The 19,754-nt window shown below is 48.1% G+C and carries 18 protein-coding genes; 9 read left to right on the plus strand and 9 right to left on the minus strand.

The genetic code is table 11. The features are described from left to right. Positions 1-16 precede the first annotated feature (16 nt). Positions 17-580 carry a single-stranded DNA-binding protein gene (locus FFH21_RS24295; RefSeq protein WP_002555458.1) on the minus strand — a complete coding sequence of 188 codons (564 nt, stop codon included), beginning with the start codon at positions 578-580 and terminating at the stop codon, positions 17-19. 275 nt (positions 581-855) lie between these two features. On the opposite strand from FFH21_RS24295, the gene FFH21_RS24300 reads away from it, so the two are divergent. From FFH21_RS24300 to FFH21_RS24325, 6 genes are read left to right on the plus strand one after another with little or no spacing between them, the layout of a single operon-like run. Next, the gene (locus tag FFH21_RS24300; protein WP_011169601.1) at positions 856-1,662 is read left to right on the plus strand and encodes a TnsA endonuclease N-terminal domain-containing protein; all 807 of its coding nucleotides are present in this window, start codon (positions 856-858) and stop codon (positions 1,660-1,662) included. Position 1,663: 1 nt separating this feature from the next. Further along, the gene (locus FFH21_RS24305) at positions 1,664-3,790 is read left to right on the plus strand and encodes a hypothetical protein (RefSeq protein ID WP_054072919.1); all 2,127 of its coding nucleotides are present in this window, start codon (positions 1,664-1,666) and stop codon (positions 3,788-3,790) included. Then, entirely contained in the window at positions 3,768-4,505 is a 738-nt protein-coding gene (locus FFH21_RS24310) for an ATP-binding protein (protein WP_159420246.1), read from the plus strand. The genes FFH21_RS24305 and FFH21_RS24310 overlap by 23 nt, the downstream gene beginning before the upstream one ends. Before the next feature lie 41 nt (positions 4,506-4,546). Further along, complete coding sequence (locus FFH21_RS24315; RefSeq protein ID WP_041924647.1) at positions 4,547-5,161, plus strand: hypothetical protein; 615 nt, start codon at positions 4,547-4,549, stop codon at positions 5,159-5,161. Continuing rightward, complete coding sequence (locus FFH21_RS24320; RefSeq protein ID WP_011169603.1) at positions 5,158-6,192, plus strand: TniQ family protein; 1,035 nt, start codon at positions 5,158-5,160, stop codon at positions 6,190-6,192. Before FFH21_RS24315 ends, FFH21_RS24320 begins: the two co-directional genes overlap by 4 nt. Further along, positions 6,117-7,088, plus strand: coding sequence for a hypothetical protein (locus tag FFH21_RS24325; protein WP_011169604.1), 972 nt, complete (start codon positions 6,117-6,119; stop codon positions 7,086-7,088). Before FFH21_RS24320 ends, FFH21_RS24325 begins: the two co-directional genes overlap by 76 nt. A 12-nt stretch (positions 7,089-7,100) precedes the next feature. On the opposite strand, the gene FFH21_RS24330 is transcribed toward FFH21_RS24325, so the two are convergent. The 8 genes from FFH21_RS24330 to FFH21_RS24365 all read right to left on the minus strand — a co-directional run bounded on the left by FFH21_RS24330 (position 7,101) and on the right by FFH21_RS24365 (position 16,607). Continuing rightward, positions 7,101-7,340 carry a hypothetical protein gene (locus tag FFH21_RS24330; RefSeq protein WP_041924648.1) on the minus strand — a complete coding sequence of 80 codons (240 nt, stop codon included), beginning with the start codon at positions 7,338-7,340 and terminating at the stop codon, positions 7,101-7,103. 499 nt (positions 7,341-7,839) lie between these two features. After that, positions 7,840-8,544 (minus strand): alpha/beta fold hydrolase, encoded by a 705-nt coding sequence (locus FFH21_RS24335; RefSeq protein WP_041924649.1) that lies wholly within the window; start codon positions 8,542-8,544, stop codon positions 7,840-7,842. 41 nt (positions 8,545-8,585) lie between these two features. After that, positions 8,586-10,229 carry a hypothetical protein gene (locus tag FFH21_RS24340; RefSeq protein ID WP_041924650.1) on the minus strand — a complete coding sequence of 548 codons (1,644 nt, stop codon included), beginning with the start codon at positions 10,227-10,229 and terminating at the stop codon, positions 8,586-8,588. Positions 10,230-10,288: 59 nt separating this feature from the next. Continuing rightward, entirely contained in the window at positions 10,289-11,833 is a 1,545-nt protein-coding gene (locus tag FFH21_RS24345) for an amino acid adenylation domain-containing protein (RefSeq protein ID WP_116818329.1), read from the minus strand. A gap of 1 nt (position 11,834) precedes the next feature. Further along, positions 11,835-14,129 (minus strand): polyketide synthase, encoded by a 2,295-nt coding sequence (locus FFH21_RS24350; RefSeq protein WP_011169609.1) that lies wholly within the window; start codon positions 14,127-14,129, stop codon positions 11,835-11,837. Further along, on the minus strand, positions 14,129-15,283 hold the full coding sequence (locus tag FFH21_RS24355) for an acyl-CoA dehydrogenase family protein (RefSeq protein WP_041924651.1): 1,155 nt from the start codon (positions 15,281-15,283) through the stop codon (positions 14,129-14,131). Before FFH21_RS24355 ends, FFH21_RS24350 begins: the two co-directional genes overlap by 1 nt. After that, a complete protein-coding gene (locus tag FFH21_RS24360) occupies positions 15,256-15,543 on the minus strand; it encodes a phosphopantetheine-binding protein (RefSeq protein ID WP_054073196.1) in 288 nt (95 codons plus the stop codon). Before FFH21_RS24360 ends, FFH21_RS24355 begins: the two co-directional genes overlap by 28 nt. Positions 15,544-15,563: 20 nt before the next feature. Beyond that, complete coding sequence (locus tag FFH21_RS24365; RefSeq protein ID WP_011169611.1) at positions 15,564-16,607, minus strand: hypothetical protein; 1,044 nt, start codon at positions 16,605-16,607, stop codon at positions 15,564-15,566. A gap of 373 nt (positions 16,608-16,980) precedes the next feature. On the opposite strand from FFH21_RS24365, the gene FFH21_RS24370 reads away from it, so the two are divergent. The 3 genes from FFH21_RS24370 to FFH21_RS24380 are packed head-to-tail and all read left to right on the plus strand — an operon-like array spanning position 16,981 to position 19,701. Then, complete coding sequence (locus FFH21_RS24370; protein WP_011169612.1) at positions 16,981-18,513, plus strand: amino acid adenylation domain-containing protein; 1,533 nt, start codon at positions 16,981-16,983, stop codon at positions 18,511-18,513. Further along, entirely contained in the window at positions 18,510-19,475 is a 966-nt protein-coding gene (locus FFH21_RS24375; RefSeq protein WP_011169613.1) for a 3-oxoacyl-ACP synthase, read from the plus strand. Before FFH21_RS24370 ends, FFH21_RS24375 begins: the two co-directional genes overlap by 4 nt. A 1-nt stretch (position 19,476) precedes the next feature. Further along, positions 19,477-19,701, plus strand: coding sequence for an acyl carrier protein (locus tag FFH21_RS24380; protein WP_011169614.1), 225 nt, complete (start codon positions 19,477-19,479; stop codon positions 19,699-19,701). The last annotated feature ends 53 nt before the right edge of the window (positions 19,702-19,754 follow it).

Consider the following 19,754-nt stretch of genomic DNA (forward strand, 5'->3'; position numbering starts at 1 on the left):
AGGGTCCAGCGATATCCTAGAACGGAATATCATCATCAAAGCTATCAAAGTCAGCAGCTGGCTGCGGCGCTTGTTGTTGCGGCGCCGGGCGCGAGTCGCGTTGTGGCGGCTGCTGGTTGTAGTTTTGCTGAGGTGCGGACTGCTGCGGCGCCGATTGCTGTGGGCGCGACTGCTGTGGACGCGGTGCGGACTGGTTGTAGTTGCCGCCGCCCTGACCTTGTTGGGAGTCGCCTTGTGGGCGGCCACCCAGCAGCTGCATGGTGCCCTGCATGTCGACGACGATTTCAGTGGTGTAGCGCTTGATGCCGTCTTTTTCCCACTCGCGGGTCTGCAGCTTGCCTTCGATGTAGACCTGCGAACCCTTACGCAGGTATTCGCCAGCGATTTCGGCAACTTTGCCGAACATCGATACACGGTGCCATTCGGTCTTTTCGACTTTCTGACCGCTCTGCTTGTCAGTCCATTGTTCGCTGGTTGCCAGACTCAGGTTGGTCACGGCGTTACCGTTAGGCAAGTAGCGAACTTCGGGATCCTGGCCGCATGTACCGACCAATATGACTTTGTTAACCCCACGGGCCATAACGTTCTCCTAGGTGCATAGGGACAAAAGAATTTTTCCCAGGGCCAAAAAATTTGTCTATATTTCTGGTAGGGGTCAAAAAAATTTCCGAAATGCGCCGCTTGATGGACGATCTTAGGTAGCAACGTGCCATGGCGTACGCGTTTTCATGATCTCCTAGTTTACCCCACACGGCTCCGGAACGAAGCCTTTATGATCAAACCGAACAACTGTTCTGACTCTCGGTGACTCCCTAGCTCAATCTCCCTCACGGGGATCGCCGATCAGGAGGCGGTATGGCAGGCACGAAATGCAGATCCCCAAATCCAGATTTGGTGGACAGGTGGATAGCAGCCGGTTACGGGCAGGGTGATGGCGCCGGTTATAAGCCGTTCATGTACGTCCGAGACGTTCCATCCACCGGGACATCGAGTATGGTCAAAAGCCGGGTAACTGGGCGCACCCATCACTACCTATCTCGGCAAGAATTTAAGGTCCATCTTGAAGCCGAGTATTCGAGGTCCACAAAAAACATTCGAGAACAGTATGCGCTTCTTCCCTTGGCGGAAACCCAGCAGATAGCGGCGGATCTCGGTGTGCGACATCCAACCTACCCTACGACAAGAACACCAACAGTGATGACCACAGATCTTCTACTCACACTTGATTGGCAGGATGGGGATCAACTTCTAGCGATTAGTGTGAAGCTGACGAAGGACCTAACGCATCGAAATCTAGAAAAACTGCTGATAGAACGAATTTATTGGAATAACCGAGGTGTTAAGTGGGTGCTTATCACCGAGAAAGAGATTTCGACTCATAGGGTTAATAACCTCTGCTTTTTCGAATTATCACTTACGGACGATTGTGGCCTCAGCTCACCGATTACTCCGGAAGATTTCAGCCGGCGCTTTGAAGAAAACTGTAGCCGTCAGTTGTCTTTCAACGCGATCATGACAAAGTCCATTAAGGAAATGGACATCGACGTGCATACCGGCCACACCCTCTTAGGCCAAGCTGTCTGGAGACATCACAGCCGACTGGATATAGAAAGGAATACATTGACACACCGAGGGAATGTGCTGTTGAGGGAGGTCGCCTGAAATGTACGAGATACACGACGTGTACGTAGCAGCCACGCCATCCAATGTGTTCGACAGCCCGGTTAGAGTGTTAGAAACCATTGCCCTGAAAAAAGTCATACTCATAAAAATCAAGAAGAATAAAGTCACTAAGCCATTCAGCGTTGACTATTCAGAATGGATTAATCTGCTGGCTTCCGAAAGCTTGGTGAAGGTACCGGACCCGCTAGGCGATCTTCCGTCAATACCTCCCAAACTCCCGCAGGCTGCAGAAAAAAGGCTCAAACAGGTATCTAATATCACTTCCGCACTTTCTATCATACCTGACTTCCTCACTAATAAAAAGGCACTCAACGCCAAGATAAAGCAGATTGCCGCTTCGTTAGACCTGACGGAGAAAACCATTAAAGTTTGGGTGAGCGACTGGCTTCAAGCCGGCCGCAACACCGTCGCAGTTGTTAGTAAATTCGTCGTAAAGGAACACCAAGTAGCTAATCCCCCTAAATCCGGTACTAAAAGGGGAGCAAAGCCACATCTGCTATCAGCTGACACGGGGGTGCCATCATACGAAGTGGAGCCCCAAATAACAAAAGCTTATGATACATATATAATTCAGCAACGGATGACTTGGAAGGACGCCTTTCATGAAATGCTTTTATCAGTCTACAAGCTTCCTCCTGAATCTATATCCGAAGGAACCGACGGATTACTTTTAAACCCTGCGCTTGCTAAAAAACACAGCGTTCCTACATGGCGGCAATTTAGATATCGTTGCCGACAACTAAAAAAAGCCAATGTCCAATTAGAAACAGAATCACCTAGAGGGTCAAGAGGTAAGGCTAGCGACTATGCGCCGGGCCCAGGCTTTTATGAGATCGACGCGACTCACTTTCAAATCCAGCTTGTTTCAAGGATTACAAAAAGCTTGCTCGTTGGCAGGCCTACTGTCTATCTAATAGTTGATACCTATGATGGCGCCATCGCAGGCTACGCAGTAAGCTTGGAAAACCCTAGCTGGGCGATTGCAGCTTTAGCATTGCACAACTGCTTCAGCGATAAATCTTTAGTCTTTGAACGACTTGGACTGCCTTACTCCTCAGCCGATTGGCCGTGCCACCATCTGCCAACACTACTCAGGGCAGACCGTGCAGAATTAGTCTCCAACATGGGACATAACTTTCCTCAGTCAGGAATACGTGTAGAAATCACCCCATCTATGACACCTATCGCTAAAGGTACCGTGGAGGGGAAGAACGCCGAGCTTAAAAACACAAGAGGCAGCAGGTACGATTTGCCTGGAAGATTTTCAAAAAAAAGAGAACGACGGGCGCCTGACGGAAAAAAAACAGCTGCGTTAAATATATTTGAATTTGAAAAAATTCTAGTAGAAATAATTATGGATTTAAATAACACTGCAGTTGACCCCAAAAAAATTCCACCTGATGCTTTATCTGAAGGACCAAAGGTAGCAACTCGCATTGGACTACATCGTTGGGCGCTAGCGAATAGAGCTGGCTTTACCCGAAATATGGGACCAAACTTCACGTATGAGTATTTGATGACAAATGGTAGTGGCCGTATTGCTCCTCTTGGCATATTGTTCCAAGGAGAGACCTATACCTGCGACCATCTTCGCAGCTCCGGCCTACTCAGCGCCTCAATCAATCATGCTATAAAAGTTAAAGTCTCGTATAACCCGCTGCTCGCTAGCGAAATATTTTTTTATGATCCGAGTATAAAATCATGGCTGCAGGCGTTCAATACAGACCCGGAAATTTATGACATTAGAGCATCTTTCCCCGAGGTTAAAGAGTTTCGAGCGATCCAGAAGCAATTAGTCAGCCAGGCCGAACTTAATCATTACAGCAAACGCAGGATTAGTGTACGAGCGGTAAAAGCCGAAGTGCAAAAGTCTGTTTTGGAGAAACGCAACTCACTTATGGGAAGTCGGGGAGTGGATATCCGTCAAAATCGCGCTCAGGAAAGGGCAAATGAGCGCTCTTCGGGAATGAACGGAGCTTTAAGCCTAAGCCCAATAACTGAAACAGGTTCACTGCCAAGCCGGCCAGCTCCAACACCTGATGCAGAGCATAACAAAAACGATATATCAATGTGGGACGAAGTCGATGCAGTCAACATCATCAAATGAAATATTTTATCGAAAATCTGGCGCAGCGGAAATTGATGACAATCCGTTGACAGCACACTTGAACCTTCCGCCAGATAATGATCGCCAAGCTTACCTGAGACTTGGGCTGAAGCCTGAATACGACACGTTGGATCATGACCTTCCCACGTATCTTAGAAGAATTAAAATCAACAGACTTAGGCACTTTTTTGCACCAACACACGCAGTACACCGAAGAGCGCTTATTGGAATCAGCTCTCAGCTGTTTGACGGATATATTCCTCGAAACCCTATGTCAGCTGAGGGTCAGAGGGCACTTTATGGAGGCAAGGTAGACATCACTATCCGCCCAACTATATCACTGATAGCTGGGCATTCCGGAATGGGTAAATCGACTTTACTTGACCGAGTGCTGGAAAGCGTAGGGCAGCAGAGTTATCAACACACCTCATTTAAAGATCAACCATTCCCAGAACACCAAATACTGTGGCTTCGCCGCAATGTACCCGAACACTGTACAGTTAAAACTTTATGCGCGTCCTTTGGCGACTATACAGATCGGATTCTTGGTTTAAAATTGTATCATGGCATTTTTCAGAATGTGCGAGGAGGCGATCGAAACTTCTACCTCTCAGAAATCCGAAAAATCATAACCACTCATCATGTTGGAATACTAGTCTTAGACGAGTTTCAAAATCTTTCACTGATGGGGGGGTCGGCGCTGCCAAAATCATAGCATTTCTTGTAAACCTCCGCGATGAACTTGGCATTACTATCGTGATAGCAGGTACCTATAAAGCCCTTAGACTGTTAGAGGGTGATCTTAGCATCTCTCGGCGATTAGTAGAAGGTGGTTACTATGATCTGAAAAGGCCACTCGCTGCCGATGATGAAAGCTTTAATCAATTGTGTAAAATTGCTTGGCAATATCAATGGACCAGAGAGAGATCCGAGATAAAGGACAGCATTATTGACGCTCTTTATGATGTCAGCCAAGGCATCACAGGAATTATGCTCAGCGTATTTGCTAGCGCTCAACTCGCTGCAATCGAAGATGGCTCTGAGAAAATTGATGAAAAGACCATAATCGACACTTACAGTCTGCGGATGACTCCGCTCCATCATGCCGTAAACATCCTAAAGTCCAACAGCCCCCGCTTGATAGATAAATTTGACGAAGCACTTTCAAACGCACTTTCGGCCAATACAAGCTTGACTGAAAAGCGGCCACCAGACCAAAAGAATACATTAAATCCTACACGAAAGCGCCAGGCATCGAGCCAAGTAGAAAAAGGAAATAATAAAAACAAACCGCTTTCGAAGGAGGAGCTTAAAAAAATGGTTTTTAACGGGAATCCTGACGATATAAGTAAGATCTTGGAGGGCCCATGAAAGCCCCAGGATTTCCTACACCAGTGGAGGGTGAATTATACTCTTCAGTTGTGGCACGTTATTTACACCGCACTGCTGGTTATACCAAGCGCAATCTCGGTTTGATCGGGCTTGATAAGGCTAGCGCCGCAGCTATAGTGCCGATAGCGGTCGTGGAACTGGCGAAAAGAATGACTGAAGGACACCCTTGGTGTAACAACCCAAGAAAGATCGTAGAGAATCACACTATAGTCCCACTTTTCCTCCATTCATCAAGCGCAGATTTTTATGAATACAAGATACAAGAAATCAGCCATGGATTAAATGGTAATCCTTCAGCGACATTGGGACTAACCAAACGAAAAAAAGCAAATGGCTTAAATGGTCGTTACAATTCTAAATTCTGTACAACTTGTGTCACCGAAGACATCGAGAACTTTGGATTTCCTGTCCTGTATCGACAACATCAGCCCGCCTTCGTTAAATACTGCGCACGCCATAGTTGTCCGCTGCACTTCAGCTGCGTGAATTGCAACACACGGACTAGAGCTATCATGTGGCGAATGGCTGGACAGTGCGATTGCGAAACGCCTATTCACCCTACGACTGTCGAAACAACAACAGATGAAATCTCCGAGAAAACTCTGTTATGGGTGGCGCAGCAAGTTGATCATTTGCTGCAAATTAATTCTTCACATACAAACATAACATGCAATCTTCGACAGCTGTTAAAATCGCACGACCTTATAACGCCAGCAGGAAAAATCAGAAATAGCGCCCTAATCCACGCTCTTGAGCAAGAAATTGGGCCCAATCTATTATATGAATTTGGCTTTATTGTCGAATGCCCCCGCAGAGGCTCGCTCCGGCATGATTTTGCTCGTGTTTTTCGCACCAACCATAATGGGACCAATATCATATATAATTTATTTGTCGCAAAACTGTTTTGCGACGACGTACGCGACATTAACAAAACATGCGACTACCAAAAGTTTTTAGCACTCAACCTAACAAAACCCCAAAGCAAAAAAAATATCCCGACAAAGAAATAATTCAAAATTCACTGACCAAAGCTAAAGGCTTCGTAGTTACGGCGGCAAAAAGCTTGAACATTAAGGAAGACACATTTCGTAGAGCTGCGCGCCATCATCAAATAGCTTTACCGCTAAATGAAAAACAGTGTGACCGAATCGGTTGGCACCTGCTACAAGAGATCAGAGAAGCAATCAAGAGTGGTATGGGGCTCAAAGAAGCATGCAGAGTCTTTGGCTTAGGGAAATATACTACATCATTAATTTTCGGCGACCGACCCCCTCTTCTTCTCTGCGGCAAATCGAGCAAGGAACTCTCAAAAATTCAGCACGCTAAGGAGAAACTTTCGGCACTCGTAGAATCACAACCCCACATCACCCGTACTGAATTACGCAAGACTCTTTCATCCTCCATGGATGCAGTATTGATTCACGACTCAACCTGGACAAGTGAGAACATCCCTGGACCTGCTAGAAAATATTATAGCGTAGTCAATAGCGTTGACTTGAATGAAAGATTTCTGCAAATTCGACTCGACATTGAAGCCGAAAAGGCAAAAGAACTTAACAAATCTGGACGACCAACTCGCCTTACCGCAACACGTCTAAGAAAAGACTGCGGAGTGACTCAGCCACATTCATTTCCAGAGCCTTACAAATCGGAGTTATCGCGTATTTTTGCAACAGCAGCTGAGTCCAAAGAGCATTTTCATGATCGTTTGATTAATTGGGCGATGGCGGAATATGCAAAGTTACTGATCCCCATTTCATCAAACAAACTCCGCCGAATAGCGGGGCTACCTATTAAAGACTTATTGAGCTGTCGCGACTTGGTTATTAAACATGCACAACCTCACAACTTAAGTTATCACTCAAATTGTTCGCTGTCACCATTTTTCAAGTCTACACCCATCTGAAACAATGCGATCTTAATCCAGGCCGCGAGCAGGTTTGGTATGCGCCCCCGCAGCGGCGATTATGTGCAGCTTTCCTTGCTCAGGCGTGAAGCGCTTGGCAATCATATCAAGTTTAATTGACAGATCAGCATGCTGCTGCTCAGGCACCAAAAGCCCGGCAAATACGCCTACCTCTCCAGGGTATTTTTCCTGTTGGTCTGCGTAGCCTTTCGCACCGGACTCATCGCAATAAAAGTAAATGCGTTCTGGCATTTCACGTCTCCACTCAATGTCATTATATCCATTGTGATGCGCAGGTGCGTCTTCACACACCATTCAACCAACCCAAACACCAAGAGCGTAATATCATCAAGCAGCCGTTTAGCTAGCGCCTCCAGGTAATTCGTTTTTGCACCTCGCAACAATGCGGCGACGGTCACTCTGGCCTACTGGTGGCGGTGTTTACAATATTTCTTTATGCGCAGCGCCTAAGCTAGGGCAAATTCCATACCGCCAAAGCCCATATACGAACGCTTTATCAGGCATTTACGCTTCAGACCACCTGTTGCATCAATTTCGAAAACGTCGCATCTATTTCGAAATCCTACACTTGCCCCTGAGAACTTCCATATCCCACTCGCATGCGCATCTCTTATCTTTTTAATACGCTAGAAACTGCAAGTTCTTGAGGGGTAGCTAAACGAATATTCGATCGGGTTGGCGGTCTTTCGGCGCGATTCTTGCTTTTACGATGGGTGACTTCACCGGGCGATTATTGTTCAATCCACTTTGTTATATGGTCTGCAACAAGCTCATGGTTTTCATATACAAAAAAGTGGGTGCCAGGAACTGAAGTGAATTCCAGTTTTGCAAAGCTATTGCTGGCAAGTCGTGATTGGGCGGGCGGAATTACGCGATCGTCTATAGCGTAAATTAAGTAGGTGCTTACCTGTTGGTTGAAATGCGGAGCAGCTTGCGCAAGACGACGCATAGCCAATAGTTGCAGAGTACAAAGACGAGCATTTGGGAAGTCACTCAAGAAGTCTTTCTGTATGCTTGAAATTATCGTAGTATCAGATTGGCTTGCCGGACTCAGGATGCTGAACATGGCGGCATAAAAAAAATCGCTGCGCTCTAACGTAAACAGATAACGCATAAATCTCAAGCCGTGACTAAAGTTAAATCGAGTGTGATCCCACGGCGCACAACTGCCCAGCAGAATGAGCTTGTCACAAATGGATGGAAAAGTTTTGCAAAAAAGCTGCGCTGCAAAACCACCAAAGGAATAACCCACCAGAATTGGATCGACGATGGCTCTTGACGATATGAATTGCGCCAGCGTTTGGCAGAACGCCTGCAGGGCATTAGGTTTATAGGTGTCAGCACATATAGAGTCGATACAAAATACCCGGTAGGATGAAAGTGAATGAGCGAGAGGGGCCAGACTCCATGCATTGAACATGTAGCCGGCCAGCATTATAACAGTCCTTTCTCCCCGCGGGTTTATCTCTAAGACTTTCATGCAATAGTATCGTCCGAGGCGACTTGAATGCTGCTGGGAAACACCTGCAATAGTTCACGCAGAGTGCCCGACGAGTAGTAAGCGTGGCGATCAACGTCCTGGCTCTTTAACTGCAGGACTTTCAAGGCGTGAACCAGAATATGTGTCTTGCTAAGAGAGTCTAGCCCGAGGTCAATTTCAAGATGGGCATCAATGTCGCTCCAGTCTACTGGCTGGAGACTGAATTTGTTGATCAGTCCGAGCACCGGGGCAACACGTTTCTGGTCAATCTCTGTTTTTGGCTGTTGTCCTAATCCGAGTAAAGGAGTGTCTGCGATAGCAACGAGTTGCTCAAGATAAACTTTGGATAACGCATCTATCGTCGCCGTAGAAAAGAACAGGCTGTCGTAATTGAACGACACTTTCAGCGAGCCGTTGTGATAGCCGACAGTGATGTCTAAAGAGCCAGGCATGTTGGTCGTCGCGAGGTAATAGTCCACGACCTCGAATATACTGCACTTTGATGGAAGCGACAGCCCACCGTACAATGAAAAATAAATATTCGAGGGCATCCGGCCGCGAAGTGATTTCGCAAAGTCATCGCTTTTCAGTTGCTGTTTTAGATCGCTTCTGAAGATTGAAGTGGCGCTTCTTCGGGCAGTGATTTGGTCGACATCATGCTCCATACAATTGGCCGCATAGTCATGAATGTATTGGTAAACCTGCTCATCCGAGAACTCAGTGAGCTGTTGTCTTTTCAGCACGATGATAAAGGCTTGGGCAAAGCAGCCGATCAAGCTTTTATCGAGTACTTTTCCGTTGTATTGACGTCCATGTGTAGGAATCTGCAGAGATACATCGTCGATTGTCGGCTGGAACTGAAAAAAGGATTTCGCGAAGCTAGCAAGCAGTAGGGAAAACAAGGATGAAGCGCTGGCGTTGGCCGTGGCGTTTAACTGGCTGAACAGGGCTGGCGCGATCACCAGCGTTTTAACGCTAAAGCGGCCTTTACGATCCGCTATTATGGCGGCGTCGGGATTCCACAGGAACGGGGATGTGGTGGTCTGTTTTATATAGTTTTTGACGAAAGGAGCCACTGTCTCTTCATAAGAAAAGTAATCCAGCAGGTCAGTTAGTGCCCGTGGGCGCAAGGGCTGAGCAGAAGCTTTACTGCACAAGCCGTCCAGCGTCTTCAGGTAGCGACTCAGCAATGCATCGACGCCGAGGCCATCGGCAAACAAGTGCTCCACCGCCAGAAAGATCAGGTATTCATTGGGTGAGCATTTTGTCACGCGCAGCAAGTGATTATCTTCGCCGGTAAGTCCCAATTCCATGTTCAATAAATCAGCGACAATGGATTGCGCTTCAACCGAGGATGATTCTTCGTACGCGAAAGCTGAATCAGATGCTGGTTGGTAGGCTTCAAATTGAAGTTGCCCATAAGCTTCGTAGGGCTGGGCGACGGCAAGGCGTAATTCAGGGCTCTGGCTGATGAATTTTTTATAAGCTTGCTTGAACAGTTGCTTGGTAAACGATGCTTGAGTCTTGACGCTGACGCCAGAGCACACAACTGTGCTCCCGCAAATATCTTTCCACAAGGCGAATAGGTATTGCGAAGGCGTGGGAGCACTGTTGAGTTGATCAGAGTTGGTCAGTTTCATGGCGGTCCATTAGGATTTTTAGAGCGTTTAGGTGCCGGACTGGCGGGGTATCGAGATGATCAGACGAATAAACCCAGGATCGAAGCCCGGTCATATTTTCCATTGGGCGTTCGGGGGAAATCGCTGTCCAGAAACACGAAATGGCCGGGGATCATGTAAGGGGGCAACACGGAAGTGAGCGCAGCCCTGAGTGTTCGAACGTCGGTCGGTACCGTTGTTTTTACCGCCATGCAGATGGCCGATTCGAACATCGAGGTTGAACTGCGGTAGACCGCGACAGCTTCCAGAACCGTGTCTAGCAGCAGCGCGTTTGCCTCGATCTCCCCCAACTCGATTCGATAGCCCAAGTGCTTTATTTGGTTATCCAATCGGCCACAATAATAGTAGAGACCCTCTTCTCCAATGGTGACCCTGTCACCGGTTTTATAGACCATGTCTGGGTACAGTGAATGGGCAGGGTTTTGAACAAACGCCTCTTGTGTTTTGGCATAATTATCAAGGTACCCGTAGCTCACGGAACTACCGCGGACCATGAGTTCACCGATTGCACCACGCTCGTTGGTGACTGCACCGTCATCGGTTAATACCATCAGTTGCATATTGCGCCGAGGCTTACCGATCGGTATCGAAGTGGACGAGGTAACATCGGCCTCGCGAATGACATGGTAGGTACAGTCGACGGTGATTTCAGTGGGGCCGTACATATTGGTCAATTGCAAATGCGGGAAAAGGCCGAGGATTTTTTTTGCCGTTGTCGTAGGCAATACTTCCCCTGCGCAAATCAGGTGTTTGAGTTCGACAAACCGCTCAGTACGCAATCGGCCAGTTTGCAGCATCAGGGTCAGAATCGAAGGGACACAGAAAAAAATCGAGATGCGGTTATCTTCTATCCAGTCGATCAACCGGGGCAGCATTACGTTGAATTCCTCGGGCACAAGGTGCAGCGTCGCCCCCGCGGCCATGGAAGTATAGATATCGAACGTCGAGTTATCAAAATACAGGGGAGCATGATTAGAGACATGGTCAATTGCCGTGATATTGTACGTCTCAGTGCACCAGCCGATGTAATCGATAATGGCTTGGTGCGAAATCATTACTCCTTTGGGGGTACCGGTGGAACCTGAAGTAAATAGAACGTAAGCCAGATCGACCGAGATATTCAACGACGCAGAAAAGACAAAAGCTGTGTCTGAAACGAACTCGCTGATGTTGATTATTTTCAGCGTAGGAATAGCGGAAAATACCCGTTCAGCCAGACTCTCACTTCGCTCGTTAACGATTATGAATTTTGCTTTGCATGACTTAATGATCGATAGCAGCCGACCTTCAGGTGATTTGCAGTCTAATGGAACATAGGCGCAGTCGGCTTTCAGAATGGAGAAGATCGACTTGATCGAGTCAATTTCTTTGAACATGAAAAACGGAATGAATTCGCCGCGTGTTACTCCTTGGGCTCTGAGGAACTCGCTGAATCGATCGGAGAACGTATTCAGCTCGGCGTAGGTAATGGCCTCGATGTGGCCGAGGCGAACTCCCTGTACAGCGACTTTTTCGGGGAATTTCTTGGCGGAGCGCTCAAGGTAATCACACACAGTTACGATCATGTTAGCACTCGGATTTTTCAGAAAAGAAAATGTGGTTTGAACTGCATTCTTTGCTCAGTCCCTGCCAGTTCACCGGCTCCCCGGCCAGCCATAGATCGACGAGCATTGAAAACAGATCGTTATAAAAGAAGGGCATAGATGCGGGCGCAAAAGGTGCATCAATGCTGATCGTTTTACTCGATGTGGAATGCTCTAGGAAGTCGCACTTTAGCAATGCCGGAAGATGCGCCTTTTGCGGGTTGAGCTGTGCGCTGCGTAGAATCGAATCAAACAGGGCGTAGGCGTTGAATTGGTGGCTGTTGATCATTTGAATCACGATCGACGGAGAAATAAACCCTTGCGCTGCCAGTTGATAAGCGAAGCGCATTGAGTCGGGTACTGCGGTCGCCGTTAATTTCCACTTGTCGCACAACTCTATATAGGCCATGCAGCTTGCGAAGGCCTCCAGTCCACTCGTGCCGGCAGTCGCTTTCTTCCATTTCGCGACGAGCAACTTAAAGGTGAACTGATGGACTTCCAATTCGCTGAAACGGGACGTCCACTGTGAGCTGCTGGAGGCGACCAATGAGCTGATACTGCCGAGCTCGTCGACCAGCGACACTGGCAAAATCCAGTACTGATTGTCAGGACTGAGGACGAAACTGCCGGAAGGAAATAACCCGCTCAGACGATCAACATAGGCTGCAGAGAAAGGCTTATGACTCAACACGCTCAGCGGGCGGCTAACATGCTGGATCAAGCTGCATTCGGCATCGAGGGAATCGCACCTGACCGTATTCTTGAAGTGGTCAGTGGACATTTCCCGCAAGCGTAAATTTCCGTCACCGCTGGTTTCGATGACACGTCTTCCGGTGCTAGAGAAAACGCTTCGAGGCGGCGTATTGGACCAGTTTCTGCGCAGAAGCCAGTTTTTCAACGCGGCGCTTTCAAGGCCATGAGGGATCGCTGCTTCGTACAAGTACACGTTGCTTGCAGAAAAACCAGGCTGCGGATGCGACGCCGACGATGCTTCACCTGAATATTCAGAAATCAGAAGATGGCAATTCGAACCGCCGAAACCAAAGGAGCTTAGCGCCGCCGTGCGTTTCAGACCTGATAGCCATGGCGTTGAGGTGGACGGAATCGTCAGTTGAGCCGAACGGTCTGCAACAAGCGGGTTGACTCTATTTAGCCAGAAGTTACCGGGAATGACCCTGTTTTGGAACATCAGGAGAATCTTGATAATACCGGCCAGTCCTGCCGCGGCTTCCGCATGACCGATTACGCCTTTTATGCTGCCTACGGCACAGGCATTGGCGCCGTATATTTGTGCCATAGCTTCAAGTTCTATCGGGTCGCCTAACGATGTCCCTGTGCCGTGCGCCTCAATGTAGGTGATGTCGCTTGCTTTCAAGTCAGCGTCCTGAAGCGCATGGCCCAAAAGTTCGACCTGGGCCTCGACACTCGGCGCTGTCGCCGAGAGTGAGCGTTGCCCGTTATGGTTAACCGAAAGCCCTTCAATTATGCCAAATATCGGATGCCCGCTCTCGCGCGCGCGCGCCACGGTCGTCAACACCAGAGCGCCTACGCAATCGGCAGGGACGTAGCCGTTCGCGCTGATATCAAAAGGCCGACATTGACCGGTGGGTGAAAGCATTCCCGCTTTGGAAAAGGAAATGAACTTCAGCGGATTCAGGCTGATGTTTGCCGCAGCAACGATGGCATAATCGCAATCGCCCGCCATTAACTGATAACGGGCATCGCTCAAGGCGACCAATGAAGCGCTGCAAGCGGTATTGATTGTTTTGCTACTGGCGGTGAAACCAAAATGTTGGCTGACACGGTTGGCCAACAAGGCTTCATAGTTACCGAGCGTGGTATGAGGCCCGATATGGTCCGCCTTGGTCGTGGCATTGAGCAAATTATCTGCCGCCATGCTGGCGACGGAGACGGATACACGAAAGCCTGACAAAGCCTGAGCAGTTATTCCGGCCTTGTCCAGCGACCTCTGCGTTTCTCGCAATAAGATCAGTTGTTGCGGATCCGTGTGCTTCTGATCGGGCTGGGGAAACTGGCTGAAATATTCTGCCTTGATGGAATCAAGATCGATCGAGGAGAGCCACTTGCTGGTGCTCTTGGCAGGCTCGTAGCGATCCTCGCTGTAATAGGACGCCATATCCCAGCGGTCATTCGTAACAGTCGAGAAGGTTGCTTCATGACCCAGCAGAATCTGCCACAGTTCATCCGCGTTATCGGCGTTTGGAAAAACGCCTGAGTAGCCGATGATCGCCAGCTTATTGCTTTTTTGAAGTGGCATCACTTGGCTCCACTGAAATGCGCGCGTGCGTATTCGACATACGTTTGTGGGCTGATCATCATGTGTTGTCGACCGGTCTGGATATCACGAAGTACTTGTTCTATCTCATTGCGTTTAGCAATCGAGCTAGTGCCGATATGTCGATAGGCAATTTCAGCGATATCAGCAGCCACTTCATTGGCGAAGGTTGCTGACAGCCGAATGCTGGATTTTGCAGGATCGCCGAGCACCCCTAGTTGTAGAATTTCACGCTGAGCCGAGCGCGCCGCATCAATGACGAACGCTTGTGCTGCCGCAACTTTTGCACAAGCCCTGGCCAGGTCGAGAAGGAAAGTTTCCTTGGCATAGAGCGGCGCGGCGTCATGAGCCCTGACGGTTCGTTTCGCCAAAAGCAGCATCTCATCGACAACACGCTGCGCCATGCCAAGCGCCCAGCAGCCATGAGTCAAGGCAGACAGTTCGAGGATTCCGATTGTATGAATGTCATGTCCACGCTGGACAACATGGTGATCGAAGCTGAAACACGCACTTTCTGGAACAAACAGCTCTGTACATTCATAACTTATACTGCCGGTCCCGCGTAACCCGGTGGTGTCCCAGCTGCCGGTGAGTGCAATGTCTCTTCTCGGCAGAACCGCAACGGACACACGGGGTTTCCCAACATTATCTTTGAGGATCTGGCCGCGTGTTGTTTCAAAGAAACCCGCTACTAGCCAATCCGCGTTATGAATTCCACTTGCAAATGACCATTTGCCCGTCAGGGTGAAGCCGTCTTCAGCTTTCTCTCCTCTGCCATTGGGTTGATATCGTCCTGCGACTATCGGCTGTTGATTGTCTCCGAACAGCCTGGAGAAACCAGGGCAAGTAAGATAAATCGCTGAATGGGTAGCGGCCAGAAAGTATGAAATGAGCAGCCAGCCAAAACTTCCGTCGATGTACGCAGCTTGTCTCAGCAGGCGCACCAATTGATCAGCGTTCTGCATCGCCCCTCCGGCCTCCTTGGGGTAAAGGAACTGACACGCACCGGTGTTCGCCAGCAGCGACCTGACCTGGTCCGAGTAATAGCCAGTGATCTCGGCTTGCTTGGCCATCTCGCGAATGTCGGGGGTCGCCTTGTTCAAAGCGCCTAAAACATCTTCATACGATCTAAGCACGAAAGTAATCCATATTCTTTGTTCTTCAGGATGTCTTCGACGACTTGGCTTATTTTGCTGATGGACTCGAAATTGTCCGACTGTAAGGCTGTGTGCGGAAAGTGAAATTTAAACTCTTCTTCAATGGCCATCATAAGTGATACAGAGTGTAAAGACGTCATGCCTAAAGAAAACAAATCCTCAGAGTCGTCGATGTGCGTGAGTCCAAGTACTGGACAAAGATTTTCCGTCACTATCTTGCCGATGAGAGCTATGGTCATAACTATTCCTTTGTTTTGTATTAGATCATTGCATGCAATTTTTCAAGTGCAACCATGCATTGGTGTTCTTTCGAAATTATGCTGGACAATAATGGCAGATTTCTTTTTAGTATCGCTGGATTTGAATGTGCGACTGAATAGACATGAAACATTTCAAAAGACCGCCACAGGTCGCCCAACTCCTTGTATAAAACCGATATGTATTCCCAATGCAATTGATGTGAGGCAGAGGCGCTATGGCCAGCGGTGCGAAGAGCATTGAAGAAACGATGGTTGGCATATCTTTCGCCGTAACCTCGTTGGCTCCAATGAATCAGAAATGGAGTATTTTTTTCAATAAGCTTTGGGTATGTTTTTGAAAATAACTGCAGACCTTTCTGGCCAGAGTATGGATCCTCATCGTGATACGTTTTAAGTATCCGCTCTAGGTCACTACGCAAATCAATTTCAGCTGCAACCGTGGTAACAGGCACAGAAATAGGGTGGAATATCTGACTTCCACCCAAGCTTTCAATAAAGTAATCAGCACTCTGGTACATATCCTTGGTCGAGGCGAATGATTGCCCATGCTTTCTCTCCAGAAGTCCATATCGATCGGTGACGGGGTCGTAGCCGTTAAGGATGCAGACGCTAAATCCATGCCATCGTTTATAGTAATAACTCTCACTCATCAGATAATTATCAAAGATACAGATTGCATCGAAACCCATCTGTTCCAGCCGACGCAGATATGCCGATTTGTCGTTGATAATTTCTAGGGAGATGGCTAGCCCATGTCTTTCTCGAATTCGCCTGATCACTCTATCAGACAGCATACTGACACTGTCGCGACATTCCCAGGCAGATTCTATTTTTAATGCAGAGATACCATCAATGATGTCGGTGTTCGCACCATCAATGATGTGAAATTCATGCTCAAAATGAGCGAGATCAAAGCTTTCAACCAACTCTTTCTGCTGGCAGTAGCTTTCAACAATCGCGAGAAAGCAATTGATGCTGTCTTGTGAGGGAGGCCGACTGTAGGGCACGAAAAAGCTGTCTGTAGGATCGCGGGGTTTATTCATGTTGGACTCCCTGTAGGTGCAGATAAAGCATCCATCTCACAATGTTTTTAAACATAACAGGAAAAAAATGAAGCTGTCTAGAGAAGCTTAGATTTTTTAAAAAACACCAATAAAATCATAGGGGTAGATAATATGTATGTGCTTTTTCAATGCGGCGATTACTTATTGAAAATGTGCGTGTTACAAAATATTTCACGTAGCAGTTGACGCCGATTTGATTTTTTGATAACAATTTAAAGCATGAGTCGGTAGTTGTAATGAAAGGATGTAATAATCCAGTAATACCCAGAAATACAAGAGGTCTAGGCTCTAAAAAGCCAAACGTGCCTCATGGCCCAATGGCCATAGGCTTAATCAAGGAACAGGTGTCTTCATGGACGAAATAGCCGTACCCATACTGAGTATTATCACGCTGTCATCATATCAACCTGACACCATAGCATTAGTGGATGACTTCTCCAGCGTTAGCTATCGTAATGCCATCATCCATATTGAAACTGTTTCCGAGCAAATTGCCAGTTGCGTTGCCAACAGCCTGACGAAAAGAGTAATGGCTTATTTTGCTGGCTCCGCGGAAATGGTTCTGGCTATCTTGGGTGCACAGCTTTCGGGCGCCGCCTATATTCCGATAGAGCCGAAAACACCTGGTTCCAGAATCGATGCCATAGCCGATGTCGCGAAACCATGCATGATTATGACGGATAGTCAGAATCGGCAAGGCGCCCAGAGCATTGCTGAACGATTGGGTATTCCTCTGGTTGTTCTTTCCCTGAAAAAAGCGGGTAAGACCCTCGATATTTTCCGTGAAGGGTACCGTGAGCAACCATTTACCGTTGAACGACTAACTTCTTCTACTCCGGCGGTCGTGTTTTTTACCTCTGGTTCTACCGGTACACCGAAAGGCGTTGAGTTGAGCCATCTTGGCTACTATCGCTGGTTTGAAGGTGTCCAGGACTTGATTCAAGTTAAAAGGGGTGACCGGGTCGCTCTTACGACGAATCACAGTTTTGACCTGTCACTGGGAGAGCTTTATCTAGGTCTAATGTCGGGTGCGACGCTGTATGTGCCGCGCCAGTCAACTGTCAGGGATCCGCTGTCACTTGTGCCTTGGCTGGATCAGCACGAGATCACGGTTTTCCAATCGGTTCCATCATTGATGCGCCGAATTCTGCTGTTCCGGGAAAGTGCCGGGCAGGGCTTAGAGACGGTCAGAACGATCATGTTTTGCGGCGAACCTCTTGAGCAACAACTGGTGAAAAAGGTAAAAGACAGCTTTCCTTTTTCTCACACCAGAATTCTCAATCTCTATGGACCGGTCGAGGCATCTGTACAGGTGACTTACTGTTGGGCGGAGGAGTATCTGGGTTCGGAGGATGTGATTATTCCCTTGGGGAAACCGCTGAAGCACGTCGTTGTCCGTTTGGCCGAAGTTGACGATACCAGTCACGAGTTGCAGATCACCGGCGATCACTTGGCTCTGCGATATCTGGATGAAAAGAAAACACGGGAAAGCTTTATCAATGATGAAGCTGAGGGCACCAGGTTTTACCGGACAGGCGATCTTGGCAGATTAAATGCCAGAGGCGATCTTGAATACCATGGCCGAGTGGATGACCAAGTCAAAATTAACGGCTACCGAATTGAACTAGGCGAGATTGAAAAAACAATTATCGATCACTTCAAGGCAACCGATTGCTGCGTATTGATCGAGAAATCCGAGGGTGAACCTAGCCTCGTAGCCTTCGTAGTTTCGCCCAATGACAGCGTTGCTGACCTGAGGCGTGCGGTGGCAGATCATTTACCTACCTACATGATTCCCAGAACAGTCATTTTTATCGAATCAATTCCCCTCAATACGAACGGCAAGCGCGATAAACCAAGCCTTCGAGCGGAGTATCTGAAGTGAACGCGAAACGATTGATGATGGGCGCGATCGGCTACGAACTCGGCGAGCATGTCGAAGAGCTGGAGGACAATATGCGTCTTCATGAGGACCGCAAGAGCCAGCTTTTTCTTCGATCCATGGGGTTCGGCAACTACCATCGGACAGAGCGCAGTCTGGGTGAGCTCTCTGCTGTTGCGATCAAAAAAACCCTATCGAAATATGGCCACCGTCCCGACGAGATAGATCTGCTGATTTTTTCTTCGAGCACCTTTGGCGATCGGCACGGTGATGTGATCGACAAAGATCTCGCGGCTTGCTTGATCGAGTGCGACTTGGGGCACGTTTACCCTCTGGGCGTCTATCTGTCGCAGTGCAACAATTTCTTCGCAGCGCTCGACATTACTTCGCAGTATCTAAAGTCTGGCATGAAGCGCAAGGCCTTGTTGGTGTTCTGCGACAAAGTGCTCGATGAAAGTACGCGCTTTAAGAATCTTGCTGTAAACAGTGATGCCGCGGTGGCGTGTATCGTGTCAACCGAAGAGCATGAAAGCTTGCCATTCGAGTTAAAAAGCATCAGCACCCATTCGCAAATTACAGTCAAGGACCTAATAGATCCTGTCTCCAATCAAATGAACCTCGATGTCCATGAAAATTACCTCGACGGGATCAGGAAGGTTTCCGCAGAAGCACTGGATTCTGCGCAGACCAAATTGGAAGAGTTGAAACATGTGATTTGTCATAATTTTAGTTTCAGTGCACTTCGCCAGATTGCGGCAACAGTCGGAACGCCAGAGTCTTCTATTTATAAAGGCAACATAGGCCGGTTTGGGCATGCTTACACGTGCGACAGTCTGATTAATCTTGATTCTTGCTACCAGGAAAATATTACCGCGCTTCCTGCTTCGAGTCGTGTGGCCGTGATCGGCACAGGGTTGTACTTCTGGGGCATGGCAGTACTGAGTATTAAAAAACCGAGGGACTGAAATGAAAATAACGAAAGAGCAACTGGAAAAAATCTGGACTGATATTCTTGAGCTGGATTCAATAGACCCTGATAAATCGGTGTTTGATCTGGGCATGGACTCGATAAAAGCTCTGGATATTTCCGATGAGATTTTTAACCGTACCCAGACCAGGCTGGAGTGGAAAGACTTCAACGTGACCACGACATTGAACGAAACCTTGGCCATGCTGAATACGCCAGCTTAATTCAGGCATCCTCCAGTCATTCACTTCTGGTCTGGAGGACCCACGAGATCATT

It is taken from the genome of Pseudomonas sp. KBS0707, from assembly GCF_005937945.2.
GTDB classification, from domain to species: domain Bacteria; phylum Pseudomonadota; class Gammaproteobacteria; order Pseudomonadales; family Pseudomonadaceae; genus Aquipseudomonas; species Aquipseudomonas amygdali.